This is a genomic window from Microbacterium sp. GQ128, assembly GCF_059758615.1.
In genome coordinates this window covers 1-17,188 of the sequence record NZ_JCAXDY010000004.1, presented here as the reverse complement: position 1 = coordinate 17,188, position 17,188 = coordinate 1, and the positions used below count along the sequence as shown (strand labels likewise).

Annotated in this window: 18 protein-coding genes and 2 tRNA genes; 16 read left to right on the top strand and 4 right to left on the bottom strand. The window is 68.4% G+C overall.

Going from position 1 to position 17,188, the window contains the following annotated elements:
* Positions 1 to 23: 23 nt before the first annotated feature.
* The 8 genes from topA (at position 24) to AC6CHX_RS13435 (ending at position 8,225) form a co-directional block, all read left to right on the top strand.
* Positions 24 to 2,882, top strand: a complete 2,859-nt coding sequence (topA, locus tag AC6CHX_RS13470; protein ID WP_498273226.1) for a type I DNA topoisomerase — start codon at positions 24 to 26, stop codon at positions 2,880 to 2,882.
* The gene (gene tmk / locus AC6CHX_RS13465) at positions 2,879 to 3,508 is read left to right on the top strand and encodes a dTMP kinase (RefSeq protein ID WP_498273225.1); all 630 of its coding nucleotides are present in this window, start codon (positions 2,879 to 2,881) and stop codon (positions 3,506 to 3,508) included. Before topA ends, tmk begins: the two co-directional genes overlap by 4 nt.
* A 57-nt stretch (positions 3,509 to 3,565) precedes the next feature.
* Entirely contained in the window at positions 3,566 to 4,723 is a 1,158-nt protein-coding gene (locus AC6CHX_RS13460) for a DNA polymerase III subunit delta' (RefSeq protein ID WP_498273224.1), read from the top strand.
* Positions 4,720 to 6,276, top strand: a complete 1,557-nt coding sequence (locus AC6CHX_RS13455) for an alpha/beta hydrolase (protein ID WP_498273223.1) — start codon at positions 4,720 to 4,722, stop codon at positions 6,274 to 6,276. The genes AC6CHX_RS13460 and AC6CHX_RS13455 overlap by 4 nt, the downstream gene beginning before the upstream one ends.
* A 69-nt stretch (positions 6,277 to 6,345) precedes the next feature.
* Positions 6,346 to 6,418, top strand: a tRNA-Thr gene (locus tag AC6CHX_RS13450).
* A 66-nt stretch (positions 6,419 to 6,484) separates the two neighbouring features.
* Positions 6,485 to 7,066: an isochorismatase family protein gene (locus AC6CHX_RS13445; RefSeq protein WP_498273222.1), complete on the top strand. Its 582-nt coding sequence runs from the start codon at positions 6,485 to 6,487 to the stop codon at positions 7,064 to 7,066.
* A complete protein-coding gene (locus AC6CHX_RS13440; RefSeq protein ID WP_498273221.1) occupies positions 7,063 to 7,596 on the top strand; it encodes a DUF1697 domain-containing protein in 534 nt (177 codons plus the stop codon). Before AC6CHX_RS13445 ends, AC6CHX_RS13440 begins: the two co-directional genes overlap by 4 nt.
* Positions 7,593 to 8,225 (top strand): M23 family metallopeptidase, encoded by a 633-nt coding sequence (locus AC6CHX_RS13435; protein WP_498273220.1) that lies wholly within the window; start codon positions 7,593 to 7,595, stop codon positions 8,223 to 8,225. Before AC6CHX_RS13440 ends, AC6CHX_RS13435 begins: the two co-directional genes overlap by 4 nt.
* Positions 8,226 to 8,228: 3 nt before the next feature.
* Here the strand turns inward: AC6CHX_RS13435 and AC6CHX_RS13430 are convergent, their stop codons facing one another.
* A complete protein-coding gene (locus AC6CHX_RS13430; RefSeq protein ID WP_498273219.1) occupies positions 8,229 to 8,444 on the bottom strand; it encodes a hypothetical protein in 216 nt (71 codons plus the stop codon).
* 25 nt (positions 8,445 to 8,469) lie between these two features.
* On the opposite strand from AC6CHX_RS13430, the gene AC6CHX_RS13425 reads away from it, so the two are divergent.
* Both AC6CHX_RS13425 and AC6CHX_RS13420 read left to right on the top strand, forming a co-directional pair.
* The gene (locus AC6CHX_RS13425) at positions 8,470 to 8,985 is read left to right on the top strand and encodes a CGNR zinc finger domain-containing protein (RefSeq protein ID WP_498273218.1); all 516 of its coding nucleotides are present in this window, start codon (positions 8,470 to 8,472) and stop codon (positions 8,983 to 8,985) included.
* Between the two features lie 72 nt (positions 8,986 to 9,057).
* Complete coding sequence (locus tag AC6CHX_RS13420) at positions 9,058 to 10,002, top strand: DUF1254 domain-containing protein (protein WP_498273217.1); 945 nt, start codon at positions 9,058 to 9,060, stop codon at positions 10,000 to 10,002.
* Between the two features lie 8 nt (positions 10,003 to 10,010).
* Here the strand turns inward: AC6CHX_RS13420 and AC6CHX_RS13415 are convergent, their stop codons facing one another.
* A complete protein-coding gene (locus tag AC6CHX_RS13415) occupies positions 10,011 to 10,556 on the bottom strand; it encodes a type 1 glutamine amidotransferase domain-containing protein (RefSeq protein ID WP_376100474.1) in 546 nt (181 codons plus the stop codon).
* Positions 10,557 to 10,730: 174 nt separating this feature from the next.
* Between AC6CHX_RS13415 and AC6CHX_RS13410 the strand changes: the two genes are divergently transcribed.
* A complete protein-coding gene (locus AC6CHX_RS13410) occupies positions 10,731 to 11,195 on the top strand; it encodes a hypothetical protein (RefSeq protein WP_498273216.1) in 465 nt (154 codons plus the stop codon).
* Positions 11,196 to 11,223: 28 nt separating this feature from the next.
* Here AC6CHX_RS13410 and AC6CHX_RS13405 read toward each other — a convergent pair.
* Positions 11,224 to 11,296 (bottom strand) — tRNA-Lys (locus tag AC6CHX_RS13405).
* 134 nt (positions 11,297 to 11,430) lie between these two features.
* Positions 11,431 to 12,093 (bottom strand): fasciclin domain-containing protein, encoded by a 663-nt coding sequence (locus AC6CHX_RS13400; RefSeq protein ID WP_498273215.1) that lies wholly within the window; start codon positions 12,091 to 12,093, stop codon positions 11,431 to 11,433.
* A 164-nt stretch (positions 12,094 to 12,257) separates the two neighbouring features.
* On the opposite strand from AC6CHX_RS13400, the gene AC6CHX_RS13395 reads away from it, so the two are divergent.
* From AC6CHX_RS13395 to AC6CHX_RS13375, 5 genes are all read left to right on the top strand, one after another.
* Positions 12,258 to 13,970: a cytochrome c biogenesis protein DipZ gene (locus tag AC6CHX_RS13395; RefSeq protein ID WP_498273214.1), complete on the top strand. Its 1,713-nt coding sequence runs from the start codon at positions 12,258 to 12,260 to the stop codon at positions 13,968 to 13,970.
* A gap of 31 nt (positions 13,971 to 14,001) precedes the next feature.
* Positions 14,002 to 14,601, top strand: coding sequence for an ECF RNA polymerase sigma factor SigK (sigK, locus tag AC6CHX_RS13390; RefSeq protein ID WP_029262786.1), 600 nt, complete (start codon positions 14,002 to 14,004; stop codon positions 14,599 to 14,601).
* Complete coding sequence (locus tag AC6CHX_RS13385; protein ID WP_498273213.1) at positions 14,598 to 15,419, top strand: anti-sigma factor; 822 nt, start codon at positions 14,598 to 14,600, stop codon at positions 15,417 to 15,419. The genes sigK and AC6CHX_RS13385 overlap by 4 nt, the downstream gene beginning before the upstream one ends.
* A 29-nt stretch (positions 15,420 to 15,448) precedes the next feature.
* A complete protein-coding gene (locus tag AC6CHX_RS13380) occupies positions 15,449 to 16,078 on the top strand; it encodes a DNA-directed RNA polymerase subunit beta (protein WP_136040579.1) in 630 nt (209 codons plus the stop codon).
* A gap of 179 nt (positions 16,079 to 16,257) precedes the next feature.
* Entirely contained in the window at positions 16,258 to 17,142 is an 885-nt protein-coding gene (locus AC6CHX_RS13375; protein ID WP_498273212.1) for an aminodeoxychorismate lyase, read from the top strand.
* Positions 17,143 to 17,188: the final 46 nt, after the last annotated feature.

The window sequence follows — 17,188 nt, the reverse complement described above, 5'->3', positions numbered from 1 at the left end:
TGCTTCGAAGAAAGGACGCACCCTTGGCTGAAGGCAAGAAGCTCGTCATCGTCGAGTCCCCGACGAAGATGCGGTCTATTCAGGGATACCTCGGCGACGGCTATGAGGTACTCAGCTCCGTCGGCCACATCCGCGACCTCGCTGACAAGAAGGACATCCCGGCCGCCGACAAGCAGGCGTATGGGAAGTACTCCATCGACATCGACAACGGGTTCGACCCGTACTACGTCGTCTCCGATCGCAAGACCAAGACGGTCGCCGAACTCAAGCGCGCCCTGAAGAGCGCCGACGAGCTCCTGCTCGCCACTGATGAGGACCGCGAGGGCGAGGCGATCGCCTGGCACCTGCTTGAGACGCTCAAGCCCAAGGTCCCCGTAAAGCGCATGGTGTTCCACGAGATCACCAAGGACGCGATCCAGGCCGCGGTCGGCAACACGCGTGAGCTCGATCACGACCTCGTCGACGCGCAGGAGACCCGCCGCATCCTCGATCGTCTGTACGGCTGGGACGTCTCGCCTGTGCTCTGGTACAAGGTCAAGACGGGCATCTCGGCCGGACGCGTGCAGTCCGCCGCCACCCGCCTGATCGTCGACCGGGAGCGCGAGCGCATGGCGTTCACCTCTGCCGAATACTGGGACGTCGACGCCCAGGCGGCCGCGACCGGCACATCCTTCAAGATCCGTCTCGTGCGTGTCGACGGCGGCCAGCTCGCCCGCGGCACCGACTTCGATGATGACGGAAAGCTCAAGAAGGCCGTCGTCATCCTCGACGAGGCCACCGCCGCAGCGCTCGCCGAGGCGGTCGACGCCGTCGGCACCGGAAGCGTGACCAAGGTCGAGGCCAAGCCGGGAACGCGCAGCCCGTACGCGCCGTTCACGACCTCGACGATGCAGCAGGAGGCGGGGCGCAAGCTGTCGATGGGCGCCAAGCAGGCGATGGGTGTGGCCCAGCGGCTGTACGAAAAGGGTTACATCACTTATATGCGTACCGACTCCACGTCGCTGAGCACCCAGGCGGTGCAGGCGGCGCGGAGCCAGGCGGTCGCGCTGTACGGCGACGCCGCGGTGCCGCTGAAGCCGCGCGTCTACAAATCCAAGAGCAAGAACGCGCAGGAGGCGCACGAGGCGATCCGCCCCTCCGGTGACAACTTCCGCACGCCGGCCTCTCTGTCGTCGGAACTGGATCGTGACGAGCAGCGCCTCTACGACCTGATCTGGAAGCGCACGGTCGCCAGCCAGATGTCCGACGCGAAGTACGAGACCACCACGGTCACCATCGCCGTCGACGCCGCCGGGAAGAAGGCGGAGTTCACGGCGTCCGGAACCGTGTACACCTTCAAGGGCTTCCTGGAGGCCTACGAAGAGGGGCGCGACGAGAAGCGCGGCGATGCGGATGCCGCCGAGAACCAGTCGCTGCCCGCCGTGGCCGTCGGCGATCAGCTCGCGGTGGCGGATGCCGAGGCGAAGGGGCATCGCACCACGCCGAAGCCGCGCTACACCGAGGCCTCGCTCGTGAAGGTGCTCGAGGAGAAGGGCATCGGCCGTCCCTCGACGTTCGCCTCGATCCCGGAGACCATCCTCGACCGCGGCTACGCGGTCAAGCGCGGACAGGCCCTCGTGCCGACCTGGCTCGCGTTCAGCGTGGTCCGGCTGCTCGAGGAGCACTTCGCCGAGCTGGTCGACTACGACTTCACCGCCGCGCTCGAGGACGACCTCGACACGATCGCCCGCGGCGAGCAGAACCGGGTGGAGTGGCTCAAGTCGTTCTACTTCGGCTCCGACTCGCACACGGGGCTTCGCCAGGTCGTCGACAACCTCGGCGAGATCGACGCGCGTGCCCTCAACTCCACTCGCATCACCGACACGGCCACGCTGCGCTTCGGCAAGTACGGCCCGTACCTCGAGGTCACCGACCCGGAGAACCCCGACGCCAAGCCGCGCATCGTCAACGTGCCGGAAGACCTCGCGCCCGACGAGCTGACCGCCGAGAAGGCACAGGAGCTCATCGATGCTCCCGTCGCGGGCGACCGCGTGCTGGGCGAGAACCCGGAGAACGGCAAGATCGTCGTCGTCAAGGACGGCCGGTTCGGACCGTATGTGCAGGAGAACGACCCGGTGTCCGAGGACGCCGCGGTCGACGAGACGACTGGCGAGGTCGTCGAGGCCCCGAAGCCGAAGCGCGGCGCGAAGAAGGAGGCGGCCCCGAAGCCGCGCACCGCATCGCTCTTCCGCTCGATGTCCGTCGACGAGATCGACCTCGACACGGCCCTGAAGCTGCTGAGCCTGCCGCGAGTGGTGGGCGTCGACCCCGAATCCGGTGACGAGATCACGGCGCAGAACGGACGCTTCGGTCCGTACCTGAAGAAGGGCACCGATTCGCGGTCGCTCGAGAGCGAGTCGCAGATCTTCGACGTCACGCTCGAACAGGCGCTCGAGATCTACTCCCAGCCGAAGTACGGCGCCGGACGCCGCGCATCCAGCGCACTGGCCGAGTTCGAGGCGGACCCCGTCAGTGGCAAGCCGATCCGCATCCGCGACGGCCGCTTCGGCGCCTACGTGACCGATGGTGAGACGAACGTCACGATCCCGCGTGGCCAGACCGTCGACGACATCACCTTCGAGATCGCCGTGCAGATGCTCGCCGACAAGCGTGCCAAGGGCCCGGCCCCGAAGCGCGGTGCAGCCAAGAAGGCGCCGGCCAAGAAGGCGCCCGCCAAGAAGCCCGCAGCCAAGACCGCGGCGAAGAAGACTCCCGCGAAGAAGACTCCGGCGAAGAAGACCACGGCGGCGACGTCGGCCGCACGTTCGGCAGCGGCGAAGAAGGCTGCGGCCACGCGTGCCGCCAACGCCGCCGCGAAGGCTGCGGAGAAGGCGGGCTCGTGACCCCGGGCCACGGGGTGTGGATCACGCTCGAAGGCGGCGACGGCACGGGAAAGACTACGCAGTCGGACCTTCTCGCGGAGTGGCTCGAAAGCACGGGCCGAACGGTCGTGCGCACGCGGGAACCCGGCGGATCCGAAGTCGGGCAGCTCATCCGCGACATCGTGCTGCATCATCGCGGTGACATCGCGCCGCGCGCCGAGGCGCTGCTGTATGCGGCCGACCGCGCTCATCATGTCTCGACGGTCGTGCGGCCCGCACTCGACCGCGGCGACGTGGTGCTGCAGGACCGCTACCTCGACTCGTCCGTGGCCTACCAGGGCGCCGGCCGTGTGCTCGATGCGACGGAGATCCGCGACCTGTCCCTGTGGGCGGCCGAAGGCGCGCTGCCCGACCTGACCGTGCTGCTCGACCTCGACCCCACGGTGGCTCGTACCCGCCTCGACTCCGCCGACAAGCCGTTCGACCGACTGGAAGCAGAACAGGCGGAGTTCCACGGCCGCGTGCGCGATGCGTACCTCGCCCTCGCGGCGGCCGAGCCCGACAGGTTCCTCGTGCTCGACGCCGCCGCAGCGCCGTCGATGATCGCGGAGCAGATCCGCGCTCGGGTCGCCGCTCTTCTGGGCTGACCGGGTCGAACGACACCCGTGCCGTTCGGCGTCGGTGGTCCCGATTAGGCTGAGTGCATGCCTCCCACCGTTCCTGCTCCTTTCCCGTGGGCGGATGTGTGGGGGCAGGATGCCGCCGTCGACACGCTCCGTGCGGCCGCATCCGATCCGGCTGCGCTCTCGCACGCCTGGTTGATCACGGGTCCGCCCGGATCCGGCCGTTCGACTCTCGCCTACGCGTTCGCGGCGGCGCTGATCGCCGACCACCCCGACGATGAGGCGGTGATGCGCCAGGTCTTCGCGGGCACCCATCCGGATGTCACGGCGCTCCGCACCGACAAGGTCATCATCACGATCGCCGAGGCCCGCGCTCTCGTCGAGCGCTCCTACTTCGCACCCTCCGCCGGTCGATACCGCGTCATCGTGGTCGAAGACGCCGATCGCATGGTCGAACGCACCTCCAACGTGCTGCTGAAAGCCCTCGAGGAGCCGCCCGAGCAGACGGTGTGGATCCTGTGCGCGCCCAGCGAGGCCGATCTGCTGCCGACGATCCGCTCGCGGGTGCGCTCCCTGCGACTGCGTGAGCCGGATGTCGCCGATGTCGCCCGGCTCATCAGCCTGCGCACGGGGGTCGACGAAGCCGTCGCCGAGCAGGCCGCTCGGCACGCGCAGCGCCACATCGGCATGGCGCAGCGACTCGCCACCGATGATGCGGCGCGGCGTCGGCGCGACGAGACCCTTCGCGCGGTCATCGGCGTCCGCGGTGTCGGCGATGCGGTCGACGTGGCGGGGCGGATCATCCAGGCCGCGACCGACGACGCGAAAGCACTGACCGCGGAGCGCGACGCGCAGGAACGGGCTTCGCTCTTGCGCACGATCGGCATCGCCGAGGGGCAGGCCGTACCTCCGGCGCTGCGCACGCAGCTCTCGGCCCTCGAAGACGATCAGAAGAAGCGTGCCACGCGTAGCCTGCGTGACGGGATCGACCGCGTGCTGACCGACATGCAGTCGCTGTTCCGCGACGTCATCATGCTCCAGTTCGGCCGCGGAGACGACCTCATCAACAGCGAGCTGCGCTCCGAGCTGGAGGGCCTGGCATCGGCCTGGCCCGAGGCCCGTACCCTTGTCGTACTTGACCACCTTGCCGAGACGCGGCAGTCGCTGGAGCGCAACGTCGCTCCGCTGCTCGCGCTGGAGAGCTTGCTCGTGACGATCACGAGCGGGAGGAAACCGTGAATCACCGATCGACTTCCCGCTTCCGTCGCGCCGCCGCGGTCATCGCCGGCATCGCCGCGGCATCCGTCGCCCTCTCGGGCTGCCTCTACGCGATGATCCCCGAGCAGTCCTCGCGGCCGGCGACCACCATCGTCCCCGACACCGAGGGTGTCGCCGAGGACCTGCTGCCCTTCTACTCGCAGGAGCTCGAGTGGACGGACTGCGGTCCCGGCTTCGACTGCACCGACGTGACGGCGCCGCTCGACTGGGAGAACCCGGGAGCCGGTGACATCAGCCTGTCGGTGATCCGGCACCGAGCGCAGGGGACCCCCGTCGGCTCCCTGTTGACGAACCCGGGCGGCCCCGGCTCGAGCGGTGTGGAGCTCGTCCAGAGCAGCCTCGACTTCGCCGTCGGGCCCGATCTCATCGAGAACTACGACGTGATCGGCTTCGACCCGCGCGGAGTCGGCGGCTCGACCGCGGTGACCTGCTACGACGCGTCCGAGATGGACGACTACCTCTACGGCATCCCCTCCGCAGCCCGCGGCACCGCCGAGTGGGAGGCCGAGCTGCTCGACGCGCACAAGTCGTTCGCCGAGGCGTGCGAGGCGAACAGTGAAGGCATCCTGCCCCACATCACCACGGTCAACTCCGCCCGCGACATGGACCTGATCCGCGCCGTGCTGGGCGACAAGCAGCTGAACTACCTCGGGTACTCCTACGGCACGTTCCTCGGCGCGACCTACGCCAAGCTGTACCCCGCGAAGGCCGGACGCCTGGTGCTCGACGGTGCGATCGACCCCGCGGTTCCGGGACTCGAGGTGGGCGCCACTCAGGCGCTGGGCTTCGAGTCGGCGCTTCGCGCCTACATGCAGAACTGCCTCGACTCGGGAAGCTGTCCGTTCAACGGCACCGTCGATGAGGCGATGGCCGACCTCGGGGCGCTGCTGGCGAGCGTCGACCGCACGCCGCTCGAGAACGGTGACGGACGGATGATGGGTGCGGACTCCCTGCTGACGGCCATCATCGCCGCGCTGTATGCGCAGGAGAGTTGGGAGATCCTCACCCAGGCCCTCGACGAGGCGCTTCAGGGTGACCCGACCACCGCATTCCTGCTCGCCGACTTCTACAACAAGCGCGGCGACGACGGGGTCTACACCGACAATTCCACCGAGGCCTTCCGGGCATACAACTGCATGGACTACCCGGTCGAAGACGACCCGGCCGCCGAAGCCGCGACCGAGGCCAAGATCGCCGAGGGTGCTCCGACGATCGCCCCGTACTGGACCGGACCCGACTCCTGCGAGGTCTGGCCTTACCCGCCGACCGGCACGCGCGGGGAGATCACGGCTGAGGGCGCGGGCCCCATCCTCGTGATCGGCACGACGAACGATCCTGCAACGCCGTACGAGTGGTCCGAGTCGCTGGCCGACCAGCTCGAAGAAGGCGTCCTCATCACCCGCGTCGGCGAGGGACACACCGGCTACAACAAGGGCAACGTGTGCGTGGACGACGCCGTCGAGGCGTTCCTGCTCGACGACGTGGTGCCCGAAGACGGCCTGCGCTGCGAGTGAAGCGGGCTCGATTCGCGAGCGAGCACGAGACAGGGTAATATCGGTGATCGCGCCGCTCACGCGTCGCACGCCGCTTTAGCTCAGTCGGCAGAGCATTTCACTCGTAATGAAAAGGTCGTCAGTTCGATTCTGACAAGCGGCTCCGAAGGCCCCGTGATGCGAAGAACATCACGGGGCCTTTCCCGTTCCTGCGGCGTACCCTCGAAGCATGAGCAGAGCGCTTCTCATCGTCGATGTCCAGAACGATTTCACCGAGGGCGGGGCACTCGCGGTCGCGGGCGGTGATGCGGTCGCTGCCGCTGTCACGGGCTTCCTCGCCGCGCATTCCTCCGACTACGCAGTGATCATCGCCTCGCGGGACTGGCACGACGCGGAGGGCGACAACGGCGGGCACTTCGCCGAGACTCCCGACTTCGTCGACTCGTGGCCGGTGCACTGCGTCGCCGGCACCGAAGGCGCGGATTACGACTCGCTCCTGGCGACGGATGCCGTGACCCACCACGTCCGCAAGGGGCAGGGAAAGCCGGCGTATTCGATGTTCGAGGGACAGACGGAGACGGGGGAGACCGTGGGCGCCCTGCTGACTGCCGCGGGAGTGCTCAGCGCCGATGTGGTCGGCATCGCCACCGACCATTGCGTGCGCGCGTCTGCACTGGATGCGATCGCACACGGCGTGCGCGTCCGCATCCTGACCGACCTCATCGCCGGGGTTGCTCCGGAACCGAGCGAAGCGGCCCTCGCCGAACTCGTGCACGCGGGAGCGGAACTGGTCGAGAGCGCCGACGCGTGAGCCGCAGCGTCCTGCTGCTCCGAGCCGTGAACGTCAGTGGGCGCAACAGCGTTCCGATGGTGCGGTTGCGGGAGGTTCTGGCGACCGAGACCGAACTCGCCGACGTGTCGACCTACATCGCGAGCGGCAACATCATCTGCGCGACCCCGAAGAACCCGGATGCCGCATGCGCGGCCGTGCGCGCCGCGATCCAGGAGGAGTTCGGGGTCGACACCCCGGTCATCCATCGCACGCACGCGCAGTTGGTCGCGTCGGAGTCCACCCAGCCGTTCCCCGAGGGTGACGTGAAGTTCGTGCACGCGATGTTCCTCGAGGGGCCGCCGTCCGACGGAGCGGTCGAGGCGTTGGAGGAGCGGCTCCTGCCCGAGGAGCGTCTAGCGCTGGTCGGGCGCGACCTGTGGATCGACTACGGGAGCGGCGGCGTGCACTCCACCAAGCTCACCAAGGCCGTGCTCGATCGGGCGCTGGGAGTCTCCGGGACCGCCCGTAACCTCCGCACGACACGGAAGCTCATCGAGCTGACGGCGTGATCGCACCGGATGCCGTCGAGCTGGCTCTGCCGTTCACGGGGCGGTGGCTGGTTCAGAACAGTCCCGCATCCCGCGTTCCGAGCCACGGCACGGAATTGTTCGGCACATCGCACGCGATCGACTTCGTGCCTGTCGATCCGGACGGGCGCAGCGCGCCCCGCACACTCGCGAGTCTGACCGGCACGGAGGCTCCAGAATCATTCGCGGGGTTCGGCCGCCCGATCCTCAGCCCGGTGGAGGGCGAGGTCGTGGCTGTCCACGACGGCGAGATCGACCACGTCGCGCGTCGTTCCCCGCTGTCGCTGATCCCGTACGCGCTCACTCAGTCGTCGCGCATCCGCGGGGGTGCTCCGGCGATCGCCGGAAATCATGTGGTCGTCCGCGTGGGCGGCGGACTCGTGCTTCTCGCCCATCTGCGCAGAGGGAGCATCCGCGTGAGGGTGGGGCAGAACGTGGCGATCGGCGAGCAGCTGTGCGAGTGCGGGAACTCGGGCAACAGCACCGAACCGCACGTGCACGTTCAGGTCTCCGACACGCTCGCGCGCGGCGCCCGGGGCGTCCCGATCCTGTTCGCTCGGCTCGGCGGTGGCCGGTGGGTTCCGCGGAACGGTGAGATCGTCGAGGCCTGAGTCTCAGCCCCGTCCCGCGCCCGCCTCCGTACTCAGCGCGGCCGGCGGTGTGTGCGGGTGTGACTGCAGGTCGACGCGGCGTATGCCGCAGTCCCCACACCGCACGTAGAGGACGACGCCCTCACTCGTCGGATGCCGGGACTCGACGACCCAGGAATGCTCGTGCGTCTCTGCCGAGGGTCGGACGCGGGGGATCGGGAGCGTGTTCTGCGAGGTCATGCCTCCAGCGTGATGTAATGGTCTTATGCATCTCAACCCTTACGGCGAATACGCGGTGCTGCTGGCTGCTTCGCTGGCCAACGACTGGCCGGCCGATCGTGCCGGGATCGAGGAGCGCACCCTCGAACTGGGCATGACCCAGACCTTCCCGCCGGCCGACGACGACCACGAGCAGGTCAGGGTGGTCATCGACGACTGGCTCGCAATCGTCGATGAGCCCGACCCCGACGCCCGCGCTCTGCTGCTCAACGGCCAGCTCGCGGCCGCGGCCGCTTATCCGCGGCTCACAAACCACGACGGCGAAGGCTGGCACCTGCACTACCGTGACGACGTGCCGTCGCTGCCGTACGTGCTGCGGGCGATCATCAGCCTCGGCACGTCGCTCCACCTCGTCACGCGGGGGATGAACAGGCTCGGCAGGTGCCAGGCGGAGCCGTGCACGAACGTCGTCGCCGACGTGACCCGCAACGGTCGCCAGCGCTTCTGCTCCGTGCGCTGCGCCAACCGCGCCGCCGTCCGGCGCCACCGGGCGCGCGTCTGAGGGATCGAGACTTTCGGCCACACCGCGCGGCTGCGTCCTCTGCCAGGATTGCCGGAAAGACGAGGAGACGATGTGACCGACGTGATCGTGAATGTGGACAACTTCGCCCGCGCGGAGACCGACGCGATGATCAGCCGCATGCTGCAGCTATCCGGAGCGGTGAACGAGATCTATCACGATCGGCAGCTCGCCCCGCTCGAGAACCAGCCCGTGATCCGGCAGAACCGCGACACACTGTACTCGTTCGCGATCGTCGACATCTCCCAGGGGGCGCGGTTCACGCTTCCGCCGGTCGGCGACCGGTACGTCTCGGTCATGGTCATCAACCAGGACCACTACATCAATCGAGTGCTGCACGAGTCGGGAACGTACGACCTGACGACGGAGGAGTTCGGCTCCGACTTCGTGGTCGTCGCCGCGCGAACCCTGTTCGATCCGTCCGATTCCGATGACATCGCCGAGGTCCACGCCATCCAGGATGGGATGCGGCTCGAAGCCGCGTCGGCGAGGCCTTTCACGTCGTCGGGCTTCGACGCGAACACGCACAAGACGACGCGGGATCTACTGCTGGCGCTGGCGCGGGGTCTTCCCGGGTACTCGAGGAGCTTCGGGAGCGTCGATCAGGTCGACCCCGTGCACCACCTGCTGGGAACCGCGTCCGGTTGGGGCGGTCTGCCCGACGACGAGGCTCAGTACGTATCCGTGTTTCCGGACCTCCCGCCGGGGCGGTACCGGATCACCCTTCGCGACGTGCCGGCGGACGCGTTCTACTCCGTCAGCGTCTACAACGGCGACGGCTATTTCGAGCCCGGACCTTCGGGTGCCACCAACGTCAACGACGTGTTCGGAGTGAAGGACCCGGATGGGGGTCTGACCGTCTGGCTCGGAGACTTCGACGACGACCGTCCCAACCAGGTCCCTACGCCGGAGGGGTGGAATCTGCTGATCCGTCTGTACCGGCCGCGGCTCGACGAGCTGTCGGGTTGGACTCCGCCCACCGTGGAGCCGGCTGACTGAGACCCCCGTCAGGCGGTCTGCCCGGAGTGCTTCCCCTCGCCGATCTCCTCGACGAGCTTCGCGTTGAAGGCGGGCAGGTCGTCGGGCGTGCGGCTGGAGACGAGGCCCTCGTCGACCACGACCTCTTCGTCCACCCAGGTCGCCCCCGCGTTGCGGAGGTCTGTCGTCAGGCTCGGGTAGCTGGTGAGCGTCCGCCCGTCCACGACCCCGGCCTCGATGAGGATCCAGGCGCCGTGGCAGATCACACCCACCGGCTTGTGCTGCTCGAAGAAGGCCCGCGCCAGGGCGATCGACGGCTTGTCGAGGCGCAGGTGGTCGGCGTTCACGACGCCGCCGGGCAGTACGAGCGCATCGAACTGATCGGCCGTCGTCTCGGAGGCGAGCAGATCGACGGCCTGCTCATGACCGTTCTTCCCGGTGATCGCCGCGCCGTCGGGAGCGATCAGCGTCGCGCTGGCTCCCTCGGCCGTCACCGCATCCCACGGGCTGGTGAGCTCGCTGTCCTCGAATCCGTCCGTCGCCAGAAATGCCACTCGGTTGCCGGTGAGAGCCATGGTTCGTCGTCCTTTCGTGGAGAGTCGTCCGCGGATCGCGGATGAGTCGACCCTCGCCCGAACGCTTCGAAGTGTGAAGGGGGTGGCCGGGATGTAGCGCCGGTGATACAGGAGAAGCCCGCGTCTCCGGAGCGCTCCCGTCGCATTCCGCTGCTCCGGCAGTAGCATCCAGACATGCGCGTTCGTCCTGCTCTCGTCCTCCTGCCGATGCTCGTTCTGCTCGCTGCCTGCGCCCCTGAGCCGGCCCCGAGCCCGTCGCCGTCGGCATCGGAGACATCCGGCACGGAGTCGCCGACTCCCGCGCCGTCGCAGACGGCCACGCCGACGCCGGACCCGACGGAGGCCGCCTCGGAGTTCACCGGCTCCCAGCTCGTGAAACTCTGCACCGAGAGGACGCGCAGCCTCGCGCCGGACGCGACCTACTTCGCCGACATGGCAACCACCGAATGGCTCGGGGAGAAGTCCCTCTGGTTCGTGGTCATCCCCAAGACGCTGGACGACCAGGACACCGTCGCGGTGTGCGCGATCGGCGGCACCCCGAAAGCACCGACATTCGAACTCGAAGGCGAGTCCCTGCCCAGTGGGGTGGCCGACATCCGCGAGGAACTGCTGGCAGGCACACACGACGGCGAATCCTGAGAGGGATGCCGAGGTGCGGCGTTCACGGTGGGCCCCGTGGGGCTCGAACCCACGACCCGCGGATTAAAAGTCCGATGCTCTGCCAACTGAGCTAGAGGCCCCTCCCCAAAGTCTAGTGCGCACGACGAGGGGCCGTCGGCGACAGAACGTCGCCGACGGCCCCTTTTCCTTCCCGGGTGGCTCCCCCTACCCCGGGAAGGTCGTCGGCCGGGTCCTCCTCCCGGCCATCCCGTGCTTAGGAAGCCGGGGGCATCAGGACCGTGTCGATCAGGTACACGGTCGCGTTCGCGGTCTGGACTCCACCGCAGACGACCTTGGCGTCGTTGACCATCCATTCGTCGCCGCTGCCGGTGACCTCGACGTCGGCACCCTGCACGGTCGTGTGCATGCCCTCGATGTCGGCCGGCTCGATCTGGCCGGGGACCACGTGGTACGTCAGGATCGAGCTCAGCGTCTCGCTGTCGGTCTTGAGTGCCTCGATCGTGGCGGGGTCGATCTTCGCGAAAGCGTCATCCACCGGTGCGAACACGGTGAACTCGTCTCCGTTGAGCGTGTCGACGAGGTTCACATCGGGGTTGAGCTGTCCACTCACGGCCGCGACCAGGGTGGTGAGCATCGGGTTGTTGGATGCGGCGACGGCGACCGGGTCCTGGGACATGCCCTGGATCGAGCCTGCGCCCTCCGGAACGGCTTCCGCGTAGGCGGCGCAACCGGGTCCGACCAGGTTCGCCGCCGGGTCCATCTCCTCCATCGGCGTCGACTCCGACGTCTCCGGAGTCTTGGGCTCGGTGGACTCCTCCGCGGTGCTGCCGCTGCCCATCGAACAGGCGGAGAGCAGGAACGCGCTCGCCAGGCCGAGGGTGATGGCTGCGGTGACCTTCTTCTTGGTGCTGAACATGTCGAGCTCCTTCAGAACTGAGCCACGGCCTCTCCGTGGCGTCGAGGGCTGTTCGGAGCACCTTCGAGATCGGATGGGAGAAATCTCAGAATTCTCTCAGATCGACGGAATCCAATCCGTTGTCGTCCCCGGAGCGAACAGCTCCCGACAGAAGTGGGGACCTCATGGACCTGATCATCATCGGCCTGCTCGGCGGGCTCATCACCGGCATCTCGCCGTGCATCCTGCCCGTGCTGCCCGTGATCTTCCTCACCGGGGGCGCGCAGTCGGCACGCTACGAAGACGAGGTGGTGCCCGCCAAGCGGAGCCGCCCCTACTTCGTGATCGCCGGACTGGTGCTGAGCTTCACGCTCGTCACGCTCGGCGGCTCCCTGCTGCTCGGTCTGCTGAACCTGCCGCAGGACATCATCCGCTGGGTCGGCATCGCGGTGCTGATCATCATCGGCGTCGGGCTCATCGTGCCGCGGTTCCAGCACATCCTCGAGCGGCCGTTCCAGCGGTTCGGCCAGCGCGAGGTGAAGAACCGGGGGAGTGGCTTCGGGGTCGGCCTCGCGCTCGGTGCGGTGTTCGTGCCCTGCGCCGGCCCCGTCCTGGCCGCCATCATCGTCGCGGGCTCCACCGGACAGATCGGCATCGGAACCGTGCTCCTCACCGTGTCCTTCTCGATCGGGGTGGCTGTGCCGCTGCTGATCTTCGCGCTCGCCGGTCGCAGCGTCGTCGAGCGCATCCGCTCGTTCCGCTCGAAGGAGCGTGGACTGCGCATCGCCGCGGGTGTCGCGATGATCGCGCTGGCCGTCGGCCTCGTGTTCAACGTGCCCCAGGCCCTGCAACGTCTGCTCCCGGATTACACCGCGCCCCTGCAGGAGCAGATCGCCGACTCCGACCAGGTGAAGGACGCCCTCGATCTCGGCGGACTCGTCAACGACGAGAACAAAGACCTCGACAAGTGCACCAACGGCGCGGAAGAGCTGGAATCGTGCGGCACGGCCCCGTCGATCAAGGGCATCCAGGAGTGGCAGAACACGCCGAACGGCGAGGCCCTCGACCTGAAGGATCTGCGCGGTCAGGTGGTGCTGATCGACTTCTGGGCGTACTCGTGCATCAACTGCCAGCGCTCCCTTCCGCACGTCGTGGCCTGGGATGAGACATACCGCGATGCGGGGCTCCAGGTGATCGGCATCCACTCTCCGGAGTACGCCTTCGAGAAGGATCCGGGCAACGTGGCAGCCGGAGCCCGTGACTTCGGCATCGAGTACCCCGTCGCCCTCGACAACAACCTGTCGACATGGACGAACTACCGCAACCGCTACTGGCCCGCCCACTACCTGATCGATGCCGAGGGAACCGTGCGCCACATCTCGTTCGGCGAGGGCAACTACGCCGCGACCGAGTCGATGATCCGGGAGCTGCTGAAGGATGCGGATCCGTCCGTCGATCTGCCCGATGCGACGGACGTCGAGGATGACACGCCCGATGTGGGGTCGACGACGAGGGAGACCTTCCTCGGCTCGTCGAAAGACGTGAACTACGGCGGCGACGGCGACTACCGCGCCGGGACGAATGCGTACACGATCCCGAAGGATCAGCCGGCCGACAGCTTCGCGCTCGACGGCGACTGGACGATCGAGACGCAGTTCGCGACGCCCGAGGGCGACGACGGCCGGATCAGCCTCGAGTATCACGCCGCCGAGGTGCGGGTCGTGGTCGCCGGGACGGGAGACATCGAGCTCCGCCGCGATGACGGCTCGACGGAGACCATCGCGGTCGACGGGACTCCACGCTCCTACGAGCTGCTGAAGCAGGACGACATCGACGAAGGCACCCTCACGCTCGACGTGCCACCGGGGATCCAGGTCTATTCCTTCACATTCGGGTGACGTCTGCGCGGGTAAGGAGAGGAGATGCGGCATGCTTGTGGAGATGGTCATCGACGGAATGGACGTCCCGGAGGACGGTGCGACGCAGGATGCCGTCGGCGACCTCCTCGTGCGCGTCGCCGACGGTGATCAGGCTGCGTTCGCGGCGCTCTACGACGCCCTCTCCTCCCGTGCCTTCGGGCTGATCCTCCGCGTGCTGGTGAACCGGGCTCAGAGCGAGGAGGTCCTGCAGGAGGTCTTCCTGGAGATCTGGCAATCCGCTTCCCGCTTCGCTCCGAACAGAGGTCAAGGACGAACGTGGGTCATGACGATCGCACATCGTCGGGCCGTCGACCGGGTGCGGGCATCGCAGTCGAGCGCCGACCGCGATGTGCGGGCCGGGTTCAAGGACATCGGAGTGGCACACGACAGCGTGGCAGAGCAGGTGGAGTTGGGGATCGAAGGCGAGAAGGTCGTCGACGCTCTCTCGGGGCTTCCTGAGGTGCAGCGCGAGGCACTCGTCCTCGCCTACTACGGCGGTTACAGTCAGAACGAGATCGCGGCCCTGGTGGGCGCGCCGCTGGGGACGATAAAGACACGGATGCGAGACGGGCTGACCCGTCTGCGCACGGCGATGGGGGTGACGGCATGAACGAGAACGAATTCGCAGAGCTCGCGGCAGGTGCCGCCCTGCACGCGCTTTCGGCAGAAGACGAGCGCCGTTTCCGTGATGCGCTCGCGGCACACCCCGAGTGGCAGACCATCGTCGAGGCGGATGCCGCTGCGGCCGGTCTGCTCGCCGAGACGGCCGCGACGGTCGATCCACCCGCGAGCATCCGATCGGCTCTGCTCGCCCAGATCGCCATGACGCCGCAGGGGAGCGCACCGGACGCAGACGAGCCGCGTGCGGCCGCTCCTGCACCGGAACCCATACCCGCGCCCGCGCCCGCACCCGCGGCCGAGAGTCGTGCGGCGGAAGAGTCCGTCGACGAGGTTCCGACGCGGAAGCCGCGCCGTTGGGGTCGCGCGGTCTTCGCGTTGGCTGCATGCCTCGCGGTCCTCGTCGGTGTCGGCGTCGGCGCGGTCGCCCTGAACCAACAGCTCAACCGCCCCGCGAGCGTGGTCGCCCTGCAGGAGATCGAAGCGGCCGGAGACGCCGAGCAGGCGACGGTCGAGCTCGATGACGGCGGGACGGCGACGGCGCACTGGTCGGGCTCGGTCGGAAAGGCCGTGCTCGTGGCCGACGGGCTCCCGAGTCCGGGGGAGGGCGAGACCTACGAACTCTGGTTCGTGCGCGGTGACGCTCCCGTCTCGGCAGGCGTGTTCGATGTCGACGGCGGAGATGCGACCGCCCTGCTCGACGGCGACATGCAGGCGGGCGATGCGATCGCGGTCACGGTCGAGCAGGCCGGCGGATCGCCGACGGGGCAGCCGACGTCCGACCCGGTGATCGTCATCCCCACGGCCTGAACGCCGCTGATCGCGCGTACCCTGGAGGGATGCCCGAGCAGCACCACCGCCCTGTGCGTCGACCGACCTCCTCCTTCGACAACATCGTCGGCGCGCACGATCCCGCCGAGGAGACCCGGGTCGCGCACGCCACGGCATCCGCTCTGCTGACCCGCGTGCGCGCGGACGAGAGCGGCGCCAGCGCGGAGCGGCTCGTCGCTTTCACCTCCGAGCACGGCATCGACGAGATCGCGGAGCTCTGGTCCAAGGCGCCGTCTCGCACGCTTCCGGGGGCTCTGTGGCGCCTGTACGTGCTGCAGCTGGCGATCCACGCCGACTCCCGCACCGCCGCCCTGCTGTACGACCGCGGGCGGGTGGAGCTGGCTTCTGCCGACGTCGTGATCGCCGGAGCCCCGGTGCCGGCGAGCCCGGACGAGCTCGTCGCGCTCATCGACACGATTCTGCGCGGGGCGTTCCGCGGTGACTTCGCCGTGGCTCTCGACCGGGCCGCCGCGTTCTGTCGCGTGCAGGCCTCGGGGGCGACCCACACCGCCGATGACTACGAGCCGACCGAACCGGCGCGGGCCAGCGAGCTGACGGCGCGAGCGCTGCGACTGAGCAGCTACGCGCAGGATCTGGCGGCCGCCGCCGTGCTGTGGCGCACGGGCGCACTGAGCTGAGACCGGCATCTGCCCGGCCGGGCAGAAAGCAACCGGGCAAGAAAAGACCGGGCCGCAAAAACGCCTCTCGGCGGAAGGCCGCTCGTAGCGGCGAAAAATGGAGCCCGGGGTTATGCGGCCCGGCCGTTCAATTGTAACGCGATGCGGCCATGGGTATTCCCGCCCTCTAGGCTCGGATCATGACCGGGCGTTTCGCACTCATGATCGATCCCGTGGCCGCCGAGGAGCCGCGCTCCGACTATGCCGACACGTTCACCCAGGTGGATGCCGCCGCTCCCGCGCTCAGTGTGGGGGAGCTGAGCACGCAGCGCGGTGACGGCGTGTTCGAGTCGATCGGTGTGGTCGACGGCCACGCGCAGGAGGTCGTCCCGCATCTCGAGCGTCTCGCGCACTCGGCACGCCTGTGCGACCTGCCGGTGCCGAACCTCGCGCAATGGCGTCAGGCCATCGACCGAGCGGCTGCACAACTGGGTGCGGGGGAATCGGTGATCAAGCTCATCCTCAGCCGGGGCGTCGAGCACGGGCCCACACCGACGGCATGGGTGACGGCGGCGCCGGCATCCGATTTCTCCGCTGTGCGCGAGAACGGCGTGCGCGTGGTCACCCTCGACCGCGGGTACGACCTGGGCGCGGCCGAGCGGGCGCCGTGGCTGCTGTTGGGAGCGAAGACGCTGTCGTACGCGGTGAACATGGCTGCACTGCGGGAGGCCCGACGGCGCGGCGCGGATGATGCGATCTTCCTGTCGAGCGACGGCTTCGTGCTGGAGGCGCCGACGGCTTCGCTGATCCTCCGCTTCGGTGATCGCTTCGTCACGCCCGCTCCCAACGGCGGCATCCTGCACGGCACGACGCAGCTCAGCGTGTACGAGCATCTCGCCGACCAGGGCTTCGAGGTCGGATACGACCGCATCCCGGCGACGGATCTGGCCACGGCGGATGCCGCATGGCTGGTGTCGAGCGTCCGCCTCGCCGCGGCCATCACCGCCGTCGACGGCGAGGCCCTCCCGGTCGACCACGCCCTCACCGCCGACCTGAACCGCTACCTCCTCTCCCCGCGCGACTGACCCCGGTCCCCCCACCCGCCCACCCCCCCCCCCCCTCCGCCCCCCC

Excerpts from the sequence above, each read along its gene's own strand:
- AC6CHX_RS13380 (WP_136040579.1), top strand. The coding sequence starts at position 15,449 with ATGCCCGAGCAGCACCACCGCCCTGTGCGTCGACCGACCTCCTCCTTC.
- AC6CHX_RS13460 (WP_498273224.1), top strand. The coding sequence starts at position 3,566 with ATGCCTCCCACCGTTCCTGCTCCTTTCCCGTGGGCGGATGTGTGGGGG.
- AC6CHX_RS13410 (WP_498273216.1), top strand. The coding sequence starts at position 10,731 with ATGCGCGTTCGTCCTGCTCTCGTCCTCCTGCCGATGCTCGTTCTGCTC.
- AC6CHX_RS13415 (WP_376100474.1), bottom strand. The coding sequence starts at position 10,556 with ATGGCTCTCACCGGCAACCGAGTGGCATTTCTGGCGACGGACGGATTC.
- AC6CHX_RS13385 (WP_498273213.1), top strand. The coding sequence starts at position 14,598 with ATGAACGAGAACGAATTCGCAGAGCTCGCGGCAGGTGCCGCCCTGCAC.
- AC6CHX_RS13400 (WP_498273215.1), bottom strand. The coding sequence starts at position 12,093 with ATGTTCAGCACCAAGAAGAAGGTCACCGCAGCCATCACCCTCGGCCTG.
- AC6CHX_RS13425 (WP_498273218.1), top strand. The coding sequence starts at position 8,470 with ATGCATCTCAACCCTTACGGCGAATACGCGGTGCTGCTGGCTGCTTCG.
- AC6CHX_RS13375 (WP_498273212.1), top strand. The coding sequence starts at position 16,258 with ATGACCGGGCGTTTCGCACTCATGATCGATCCCGTGGCCGCCGAGGAG.
- AC6CHX_RS13395 (WP_498273214.1), top strand. The coding sequence starts at position 12,258 with ATGGACCTGATCATCATCGGCCTGCTCGGCGGGCTCATCACCGGCATC.
- AC6CHX_RS13430 (WP_498273219.1), bottom strand. The coding sequence starts at position 8,444 with ATGACCTCGCAGAACACGCTCCCGATCCCCCGCGTCCGACCCTCGGCA.
- sigK (WP_029262786.1), top strand. The coding sequence starts at position 14,002 with ATGCTTGTGGAGATGGTCATCGACGGAATGGACGTCCCGGAGGACGGT.
- AC6CHX_RS13445 (WP_498273222.1), top strand. The coding sequence starts at position 6,485 with ATGAGCAGAGCGCTTCTCATCGTCGATGTCCAGAACGATTTCACCGAG.